The following is a 9,702-nucleotide window of genomic DNA, read 5'->3' on the forward strand; positions in this document are numbered from 1 at the left end:
ATTCGTGCCCCCGAGATCCGCCTCATCGGCGCGGAAGGCGAGAACATCGGTGTCGTGACCCCCGAACGGGGAATGGCCTTGGCCGAGGAAGCGGGGCTTGATCTCGTCGAAATTTCGCCGACCGCCACGCCTCCGGTCTGCAAGATCATGGATTTCGGCAAGTTCAAGTATGAAAGCCAGAAGCGCGAGTCCGAGGCTCGCAAGAAGCAGAAGATCATCGAGATCAAGGAGGTCAAGTTCCGCCCGAACACCGACACCCATGACTACGAGGTCAAGATGCGCAGCGTCATGCGCTTCCTCGAGAATGGCGACAAGGTGAAGGTGACGCTGCGTTTCCGCGGTCGCGAGATGGCGCACCAGAATCTCGGGCGCGAATTGCTGGAACGGGTGGCCGAGGACGTCAAGGAACTTGGCAAGGTCGAGAACATGCCCAAGATGGAAGGGCGTCAGATGGTGATGATGATCGGGCCGCTGAAGTAGCCGCCCTGGCCATGGCCGGATCTGCAGGGGGCCGTCCACGGGGACGGCCCTTTCTCTTTGGGTAACGCTCCCGCCAAATATCGGGGCAATGCCTTCAATTCGCCTCTGTGACGGTAACGCGCGGTCAACATCTTGCTGCTTTGTTGGGAGAAGAAAGCTGCCAATCCTCCCAAAAAAGGGCCGGCCCCATCATGCAGAAACGTGAACCCACCCGCCTATGGGCCTACGGCCTTGACCGTACGACCCGGGACTCGCTCAAGGACGCCGGCAAGATCATCATCCCGCATCTCGACGAGATGCTCGACGATTTCTACACCGATGTCGACAACGCGCCCGAATGGTCCGCCTTCTTCAAGAAGCCGGGGCTTCGCCTTCATGCCAAGACCAAGCAGAAGGAGCATTGGATCAGGCTGTTCACCAACGATTTCACACAGGACTATTTCAAGGCCGTTGACACGATTGGCCGGGTTCACTTCCGAATCGGCCTGCCGTTCCGTCATTACGTCGCCTCTTACGCGCGTGTTTCGGCGCGGCTGCAAAAGATGCTGGCCGCAGAAACCCGCAGCATCCTGCCCTTCCTGGGCCAGAGCAGGACCAATGATCTGGTGGACGCGCTCAGCCGCGCACTCCTGCTCGACATCGAGCTGGCGATCACCGGCTTCCAGGACGCCCAGACCGAAGCCTTCGAAGGCCGGATCCATGCCCTCGGCGAAAGCTTCGAGGCAGAGGTCGGTCGGGTCGTCGATGTGCTGCACGCGTCGATGAGCCAGTTGCACAGCGCTGCCAACGGCCTCGATACGGAAATCATGGGCGCCCGGCAGGGGGCGGGGTCGGTTTCGGCCAATGCGGGCCAGATCGTGACCAGCACCCAGTCCGTCGCCGCCGCGATCGAACAGTTGTCAGCCTCGATCTCCTCGATCACTCAGGATGTCGTCGCGGCCGCCTCGGCCTCTGTCAACGCTGCCGCCGAGGCCGAGGCGTCGACGGATCAGGTGGTTGCGCTTCAGACCGCGGTCGAGGAAATCGGCGAGGTGGTCAGCCTGATTTCCTCGATCGCACGCCAGACCAACCTGCTGGCCGTCAATGCCACCGTCGAGGCCGCCCGCGCTGGCGACGCGGGCAAGGGCTTCGCCGTCGTCGCCTTCGAGGTCAAGGCGCTTGCCCAGCGCATCAGCGAGGCGACCACTTCGATCACCGACCGCATCGACCGGATCCAGACCGAAAGCGGCACGATGGCGGCACGGATGTCGGAGATCAGCGAAAGCGTCCGGCGGGTGAAGGGCTTTACGGAAAGCATCCGGACCGCGGCGGACGAACAGAAACAGGCGGCGCAACACATCGCCTCGCATGCCGAATCGACCGCGGCCAGCAGCAACGAAATGGCAGGCATGATCCAAGACGTCTCGACGCGGGTCGAGCGTACCAGCACCACCTCCGGCACACTGAAGGACGCCGTGGCCACCGTCTCGGGCGAAACGGTGACGTTGTCGGAACGGGTGCGAATCTTCCTCGGATCGCTGCGCGCGGCCTGACAACCGCTCCGCGGGGCGTTGGCTGCGTCGGCGCGTCCAATGTTCCTTGCGCTGGCAAGCCATGACGCCCTGCTACGCTCCAGGGGCAAGAACGGCCCCGCCGGTCCAACCGGCGGAGGCTCGATTTGATTGCGCGTCGCGCTGCTCAGCCCGCGGCGGTGACGGCCCGGCCGGTCAGCACCTTGACCAGATGCGCACGATATTCAGGCGAACCGTGCAGGTCGCCGATCATCATGTCGGCGTCCAGCGACAGCCCCGCGATGGCGCCCGCGCTGAAAGCGCCGGAAAGCGCCGCCTCGGCCTCGGCCCAGCGGGACACACCCCCTTCCGAGGCGCCGGTCACCGCGACACGCACGCCGTCGGCGTATTTCGCCACGAACACCCCCACCAGCGCAAAGCGTGAGGCAGGTTGCTCGAACTTCTGATAGGCCGCGCGTTCGGGCACCGGGAAACGGACCTCGGTGATGATCTCGCCATCCCCGAGGGCGGTGGTGAACACGCCCGGTAAGAAATCGTCCGCCGCGATGTCGCGGTTGACGGTGCGGATCGTCGCGCCAGAGCCCAGCGCCGCGGCCGGATAGCAGGCCGAGGGGTCGTTATTGGCCAGCGACCCGCCGATGGTGCCGCGATTGCGCGCCGCCGGATCGCCGATATTGCCCGCAAGCGCCGACAGCGCCGGGTAATGCGCCGCCGCCTCGGCCGCGACCACGGCATGCGGGGTCGCGCCCCCCACGCAGACCGCGCCATCATCGGCGATACAGACCCCCTTTAGTTCCGCAAGCCCGCCCAGGCAGACCAGTTTCGCAGGCGCCGCCAGCCGCTGCTTGAGCGTGGGGATCAACGTCTGCCCCCCGCCCAGCGCCTGCGCCTCTTCGGCGCCCAGGGCCTTTACCGCCTCGTCCAGCGTCGCCGGGCGCACGAGTTCGAAAGCATACATGCGTGATCCTCCTCAGCCCTGCATCGCCGTCCAGACGCGCAAAGGCGTCAGCGGCATGTCGATATGGGTGATATGGCTGTGCCCTGCCCGTTGCAGCGCATCCACCACCGCGTTCACAACGGCAGGCGGGCTGCCGATGGCACCGGCCTCGCCGCAGCCCTTGACCCCCAGCGGGTTGTGGGTGCAGGGCGTCTGGCAGGAATGGTTGACCGCATGGAACGGCACGTCCGAGGCCCGCGGCATGGCGTGATCCATGTAAGATCCCGACAGAAGCTGGCCGTATTCGTCATGGGTCGTGGTTTCCAGCAGCGCCTGCCCGATCCCCTGCGCGATGCCGCCATGGACTTGGCCATCGACGATCATCGGGTTGACGACATTGCCGAAATCGTCGGCCGCGGCGAAGCGTTCGATGGTGACGCGGCCGGTCTCGGGGTCGAGCTCGACCTCGCAGGCATAGGCGCCTGCCGGGTAGGTGAAGTTGTTCGGATCGTAGAACGCGGTCTCTTCCAGCCCAGGTTCGATCTCAACAAGGGGATAATTGTGCGGCACATAGGCCGCCAGCGTCACATCCCCCAGGCCACCGACTTGTCGGTGCCCGCCACGGTGAACCTGCCGTCCTTGGGTTCGATATCCTCGGGACTGACCTCCATCAGATGGGCCGCGATCTTCCTTGCCTTGGCGATGATCTTGTTCGTCGCCTTGACCATCGCGCTGCCCCCCACGGCCAGAGAGCGCGAACCATAGGTGCCCATACCCATCGGCGTGTTGGCCGTGTCGCCATGCACGATCTCGACCATGTTGTCGGGGATGCCGATCATGTCTGCCACCACCCGGGCGAAGGACGTTTCGTGCCCCTGCCCGTGGGAATGGCTGCCGGTCATCACCACCAGACCGCCGGTTGCGTTCACCCGCACCGTGGCGCTTTCGTAAAGCCCCGCGCGGGCACCAAGCTGGCCGACCAGATGGCTGGGCGCGATGCCGCAGGCCTCGATGTAGCAGTTGATCCCGAGGCCACGCAGCTTGCCGCGCGATTTGCTCTGCGCCAGCGGCGCCTCGAAGCCCGCGACATCCGCGATCTCCAGAAGCTTGTCCAGCGTCGCGTTGTAATCGCCGGTGTCGTATTCCACCGCCACGGGCGTCGCATAGGGGAACTCGGTGATGAAGTTCCGCCGCCTTATCTCGACCGGGTCGATCCCCATCTCGCGCGCCGCCTTGTCGATTACGCGCTCCAGCTGGAACGTCGCCTCGGGCCGACCCGCGCCGCGACAGGCATCGACCGGCACGGTATTGGTGAAGACCGCCTTGACGTTCACGTAGATCAGCGGCGTGCGGTAGTTCCCCGCCATCGGCGTGCCATGCAGCCAGGTCGGGATCGAAGGCGCGAAGGTCGACAGATACGCCCCCATGTTGGCATGGGTCTCGGTGCGCAGCGCCTGGAAATGGCCCTCGGCGTCCAGCGCCAGTTCGATCCGCGTGACGTGGTCGCGGCCCTGGGCGTCGGTGACGAAGCTTTCCGACCGGGTGCAGGTCCACTTGACCGGGCGGCGCAACTGCCGGGCGGCAAGGGTGATGGCGGCCTCCTCGGCATAGTGGAAGATCTTGGAACCGAACCCTCCGCCTATATCGGGCGCCACGACGCGCAGCTTGTGCTCGGGGATGCCCGGCACGAAGGCGCCCATCAACAGCCGGATCACATGCGGGTTCTGGCTGGTGGTGTACAGCGTCGAGTCGTCGGTGGCGAAACTGTAGTCGCCGATGGCCACGCGCGGTTCCATCGCGTTCGGCACCAGCCGCTGGTTGACCAGATCGAGCGTGGTGACGTGATGGGCGGTCTCGAACGCCTTGTTCACCGCCTCGCGGTTCTCCTCGACGAAGCCCCAGTCATAGCAGAGGTTCGAGGTCAGCTCGTCATGCACCTCTTGGGCGCGTCCTCGGCGAGTGCAGCCTTCTTGTCGAGCACGGGCTCCAGTTCCTCGATATCGACCACGACCGCCTCGGCCGCGTCGCGCGCCTGGTCATAGGTCTCAGCCACGACCAGCGCGATCGGGTCGCCCACATGGCGCACCTTGCCCGTGGCCAGAACCGGGTGGCCCGGTTCCTGCATCGGGGCGCCGTGCCGGTCGGTCACCTGCCAGCCGCAGGGCAGCCCGCCCACACCCTCGAAATCGGCCGCGGTGAAGACGCGGATGACGCCGGGCATCCCGGCGGCGGCGTCGGTGTTCACCCCGTTCAGCCGACCATGCGCCACTTGGCTGCGCACGAAACAGGCATGGGCCTGTCCTTGCAGGTTGATGTCGTCGGTATAGCGCCCCGTCCCGTCAGGAACCGCACATCCTCGCGCCGCTTGGTGCTGGCGGCGATGCCGTGATCTTTCGGCATGATATCCTCCCTGGAAAATCCGTCTGCTGCGCGCCCTCGCCGGACGCCTATTCCGCGGCCACCGCGTCCCCGTGGCCCAGATGGCTGACATCCTGTCCCGAGGCTGCCAGTATCGCCTTGACGATGTTGTGATATCCCGTGCAGCGCCAGATATTGCCCTCAAGGTAATGCCGGATCTCGGCCTCGCTGGGCCGCGGGGTCTTCGCCAGCAGCGCCGAGGCCGTCATCACCATGCCCGGCGTGCAGAAGCCGCATTGCAGCCCGTGATGATCCTGGAACGCCTGCTGGATCGTCGAGAGCGAGCCATCGGGATTGGCCACCCCCTCGATGGTGCGGACCTCGGCGCCCTCGCATTCCAATGCGAAGGTGGTGCAGGATTTCACGTCCTGCCGTTCACATGCACCACGCAGGCCCCGCATTGGCTGGTGTCGCAGCCGATATGGGTGCCGGTCAGGCCAAGCCCCTCGCGCAGGAACTGGGACAGCAGGGTGCGTTCCTCCACCTCTCGGGAAACGGCCTTGCCGTTCACGGTCATCTTGACCGTGGTCATCGATATCCTCCCTTTATCCGGGCCGAGCAAAACATGGGGAACAGGGTTTGAGAACCGTTGATTTGCGCATGCTCTGGTCTGGCCTTCGCGTCGAATAAGGCTGACGGAGCCAGGCGAAACCGGGCCTCAGCCCTCGCGCGGCTGCGGCCGCGACGGGATCTCCTTCAGAAGCCCCCCAACCCCCATCGCGGCAATCTCGTCCGGGCCGATGCCCAGCCCGCAGGCGATCCGTTCCAGCACCCAGTCCGCCCCGCTCAGGCAGGGCGGCGGGCACATCCCGGCAGGCCGATCACCGGCCGCCCGCCCTGTTCGCCCAGAAACAGCAGGTTGCCCGGATCGACCGGCATCCCGAAGCGCGTGACCGTGCCGGCCGCCGCGCGCACCGACGCCGGACCGGTATCCTGCACATCCGAAGTGGCCGAGCCGGTCAGGATCAGCGCGATCTCGCCCGGCAACACGCTCAGCGCCGCGGTCAGCGCGGCGATCTCGGCCCTCCCGAGCACGAGGCCCTTCTTCAGCATCCGCCCGCCGACGCGCAGCGAATGGGCCAGAATGGCCCCCTCGGCCTCGTCAGGCGCCACAGCGCCGAAGCGCATCAGCCCGTCCTCAGCGTCGCGACGATCTGGGCCATGATCGAAACCGCGATCTCGGCCGGGCTGCGCGCGCCGATATCCAGGCCCACAGGTGCATGGATGCGGGCGATCCGCTCGGCCGCGATGCCCGCCGCCTGTAGCCGCTCGATCCGTTTCGCATGGGTCCGGGGCGAGCCGAGGCAGCCCAGATAGAAGGCGTCCGAGCCCAGCGCGGCCAGGATCGCGGGATCGTCCAGCTTGGGGTCATGGGTCAGCGTCACGACCGCCGTGCGCGCATCAAGCCCATGAACGGCAAGCGCGGCATCGGGCCAGTCGTCAAGGATGGTCTCGCCCGGAAACCGCTCGGCCGAGCCAAACGCGGGACGCGGGTCGATCAGTGTCGGCGCAAAGCCTGCAAGCCGCGCCATTGCGACCAGCGGTTGCGCGATATGGACCGCACCGATGACGGCCAGCCGCAAGGGCGGGTTATGGATCGCGACGAAGCACGCCCCCTCGAAGCCCGAGCGGTCGGAGCGCATGCGCTCGGCGATCTGCGGACCGAGGGCGGCATCCTCCGGCCCCGCCAGCCGCCTTTCCCAGCTTTCGGTATCGACGAGATAGGCCAGGGCGCGCCGTGCCGCGCGGGCGGCGACCAGATCGGCCAGCAACGCCTCGGGCATGGCCGCGCCCACGGGTTCGACCAGCACCCGGATGCGCCCGCCACAGGCCAACCCCACGGCAAAGGCATCATCATCGCCGACCCCGAAATCCAGCAGGCGCGGACGCCCGTCGCCCAACGCCTCCAGAGCCTCGGCGATCACCGCGCCCTCGACACAGCCGCCCGAGACCGAACCCGCCATACCGCCCTCGCCCGAGATCGCCAAGAGGCTGCCCACCGGGCGCGGCGCGCTGCCCCAGGTCTCGATCACGGTGGCCAGCACCGCGCCCTGACCTGCCCGGTGCCAGTCCAGCGCGGTTTGCGGAATCGTGTCGAAATCGCCTGTCTGCATGCGCGCCCTTCCTCCCTCGCGGGATAATGGGCGCGGCAGGGCGGCTTCGCCAGAGGGAATCTGCGCAGAACGAAAAGGGCGCCGCGGGATGTCCCCGCGGCGCCCCTTGTCCCTTGTCAGGGCGGGCTCACTCGGCCGGTTCGGCCTTCGCGTCGGTCACAGGCGCGGCCTTGCCGACCAACCGCCGCGGCAGCAGGATCGCGATCAGGATGAAGGCGATCCCGATGCCGATGCCGACCATGTCGCCCGTGATCGGCAGATCGGGCAGCGCCGCGGGATAGCTGGCCCCCGGAATCTCGCCGATGGTCCATTTCTCGCCGTTGAGGAAACCGATCTCCTCCCAGAACGGATAGCTGAGCGCATAGGCCCCCGCGCCGATCAGGCCGCCCGCGACGAAGAACAGCGCGTCAAGCCGCCCGGTCGCCGCCGCACAGACGCCTGTGCCCGGGCAATACCCGGAAATGGCCCAGCCGATGCCGAGAATTGCGCCGCCCAGCAGCACGCCCACATGGATCGCCTTGACCGACATGTGGCCGACCTCGACCACACCCAGCATCTGGCCGCCGAACATCAGGATCGAAGCAGTGCCGATTGCCACGAAGATTGTCTTCATCAGATGGGTATTGGTCAGGTTCAGCATCCGGCCGATCCAGTTCGGATCGGTCGCGCCGATACGCTCCAGCATGATGCCGAACAGCCCGCCAAGCCCGATTGCGAGTGCGATCTCCATCTCAGGCCTCCTTCTTCAGCAACATGCGGGCGGTAGGAAAGGCGGTCAGGAAGGCCCCGAAGGCAAAGAGATAGCCCGAGACCGCGGTCTGCATCATCCCCGACATCATGTGCCCCGAGGTGCAGCCCCCGGCCATCCGCGCGCCGTAAAGCACGATCACCCCGCCGAGGAAGGACAGAACCCAGCGCCCGATCCAGCCAGTGCGGAAATTGGCGCTCCACAGCGCCGGGCTGAACCGTTCGCGCAGCGGGATACGCCCGAAGGCAACCGCCGAGAGTAACGCGCCGCCCATCATCGCGGCGACGAAGATCACGCTGTAGTTGACCGGATTGGCGATGTCCTTGGCGTATTTCGCGAAATAGGGATAGGTCGAGGTCCAGCCGCCATCCGGCCCCTGCGTGATGAGGCCCGGTGCGTTCCTTTCCCAAAGAACGCCGTCGATGACCACGAATTGCGTCGACACGCCGATCGGCTTGACCAGCAGCACCGCAAGGAAAAACACGATGCCCAACAGCGGGCCGCCGATCTTCCAGTTCAGAACCATAGAGTTGTCCCCCTCGTGACATTCGTCATTTCGAAGGCAACTCTGGCACGGTGGATCGCACCGATCCAGACCAATGATGCCGTGCCAAGGAAAAAACGCCGTGGGAGGGAGAGCCCACGGCGTTTCTGTGAGTCGGCACCGAGGAAGGGAGGGCCCTCTGGCGCCAGGGAACCTGCGTTGGGAGAACACAGGGAGCGTCTGCGGGTTTCAGGACAGGCACCGGGAACTTGCACCCATCGCCGCAAACGATGAATGCTGGGTACAGGTTATGCTGCGCCGCGGCCTTGATCTGGATCAACCGGTCAGGAATGTCGCACCTGCAGCATCATCCGGTCGCGCTCTCCGGCATCGCCGGCATCCGTGATCGCCCGGGCCAGATCCTCGAGCGAGCGGATCGAATGGCCCGCCCGGAAACAATCGACATGCGGCAGCATCGCACTTTTTCCACGGGCTTTCGGCGTGAAACCGTCCCAACGCAGCAGCGGGTTTATCCAGATCAGGCGGCGGGCCGACAGGCGCAGCCGCTGCATCTCCTGCGACAGGATGTCCACCTCGTCCCGGTCCAGCCCGTCGCTGATCAGCAGCACCACCGCCCCCTGCCCCAGCACCCGCCGCGACCAGTCGCGGTTGAATGCATGCAACGCAGAGGCGATTCGCGTCCCGCGGTTCGGGAAGCGCGCGCTCGACCCCGTCGAGCAGGGCCTCGGCGGCGCGTTTCTCGGCGGCCTTCGCGATCCGTTCCTCGGCCGCGCCGCGCAGCGAGGGCAGCATCAGGCTCATCATGTGTTCGAGGAAGCGCGGATCGCGCCAGTAAAGCCGGAACACCTGATCATAGACCTGCCGGTGCTCGGGGCGCGAGAGAAAGCAGGCGGCGAGGGTGTGGTAGAAATCCCCGCGCTGCGAGAACCCCGCCGCCTCGACCGCGCGGATCGCGTCGATCACCCGGCCGGGGCCGACCGGAAGCCCGG

Annotated in this window: 6 protein-coding genes and 4 pseudogenes; 2 read left to right on the forward strand and 8 right to left on the reverse strand. The window is 66.2% G+C overall.

What is annotated here, in order from left to right; genetic code table 11:
- Together infC and ENN83_RS06095 are read left to right on the forward strand one after the other, a co-directional pair.
- Positions 1–480 (forward strand): translation initiation factor IF-3 (gene infC / locus ENN83_RS06090; RefSeq protein WP_287185236.1); only part of this gene is annotated, 480 nt, incomplete at its 5' end.
- Between the two features lie 191 nt (positions 481–671).
- Positions 672–2,012, forward strand: a complete 1,341-nt coding sequence (locus tag ENN83_RS06095; protein ID WP_287185238.1) for a globin-coupled sensor protein — start codon at positions 672–674, stop codon at positions 2,010–2,012.
- Between the two features lie 145 nt (positions 2,013–2,157).
- On the opposite strand, the gene ENN83_RS06100 is transcribed toward ENN83_RS06095, so the two are convergent.
- From ENN83_RS06100 to ENN83_RS06135, 8 genes and pseudogenes are all read right to left on the reverse strand, one after another.
- The gene (locus tag ENN83_RS06100) at positions 2,158–2,949 is read right to left on the reverse strand and encodes an FAD binding domain-containing protein (protein WP_287185239.1); all 792 of its coding nucleotides are present in this window, start codon (positions 2,947–2,949) and stop codon (positions 2,158–2,160) included.
- Positions 2,950–2,961: 12 nt separating this feature from the next.
- A pseudogene (locus ENN83_RS06105) lies at positions 2,962–5,328 on the reverse strand (xanthine dehydrogenase family protein molybdopterin-binding subunit).
- A 47-nt stretch (positions 5,329–5,375) separates the two neighbouring features.
- A pseudogene (locus ENN83_RS06110) lies at positions 5,376–5,878 on the reverse strand ((2Fe-2S)-binding protein).
- Between the two features lie 126 nt (positions 5,879–6,004).
- Positions 6,005–6,345, reverse strand: a pseudogene (locus tag ENN83_RS06115) (molybdopterin biosynthesis protein); the annotation flags it as partial.
- 128 nt (positions 6,346–6,473) lie between these two features.
- Complete coding sequence (locus tag ENN83_RS06120) at positions 6,474–7,460, reverse strand: XdhC family protein (protein WP_287185241.1); 987 nt, start codon at positions 7,458–7,460, stop codon at positions 6,474–6,476.
- A gap of 127 nt (positions 7,461–7,587) precedes the next feature.
- On the reverse strand, positions 7,588–8,190 hold the full coding sequence (locus ENN83_RS06125) for a DUF6691 family protein (RefSeq protein ID WP_287185243.1): 603 nt from the start codon (positions 8,188–8,190) through the stop codon (positions 7,588–7,590).
- Position 8,191: 1 nt separating this feature from the next.
- Positions 8,192–8,734, reverse strand: a complete 543-nt coding sequence (locus ENN83_RS06130) for a YeeE/YedE thiosulfate transporter family protein (RefSeq protein ID WP_287185245.1) — start codon at positions 8,732–8,734, stop codon at positions 8,192–8,194.
- A 302-nt stretch (positions 8,735–9,036) separates the two neighbouring features.
- Positions 9,037–9,702, reverse strand: a pseudogene (locus tag ENN83_RS06135) (VWA domain-containing protein); the annotation flags it as partial.

This window comes from Rhodovulum sp. (genome assembly GCF_011048875.1).
Lineage (GTDB): Bacteria > Pseudomonadota > Alphaproteobacteria > Rhodobacterales > Rhodobacteraceae > Rhodovulum > Rhodovulum tesquicola.

What these genes read in the sequence shown, in the direction of transcription:
- ENN83_RS06095 (WP_287185238.1), top strand. Translation starts at nt 672, where the DNA reads ATGCAGAAACGTGAACCCACCCGCCTATGGGCCTACGGCCTTGACCGT.
- ENN83_RS06100 (WP_287185239.1), bottom strand. Translation starts at nt 2,949, where the DNA reads ATGTATGCTTTCGAACTCGTGCGCCCGGCGACGCTGGACGAGGCGGTA.
- ENN83_RS06120 (WP_287185241.1), bottom strand. Translation starts at nt 7,460, where the DNA reads ATGCAGACAGGCGATTTCGACACGATTCCGCAAACCGCGCTGGACTGG.
- ENN83_RS06125 (WP_287185243.1), bottom strand. Translation starts at nt 8,190, where the DNA reads ATGGAGATCGCACTCGCAATCGGGCTTGGCGGGCTGTTCGGCATCATG.
- ENN83_RS06130 (WP_287185245.1), bottom strand. Translation starts at nt 8,734, where the DNA reads ATGGTTCTGAACTGGAAGATCGGCGGCCCGCTGTTGGGCATCGTGTTT.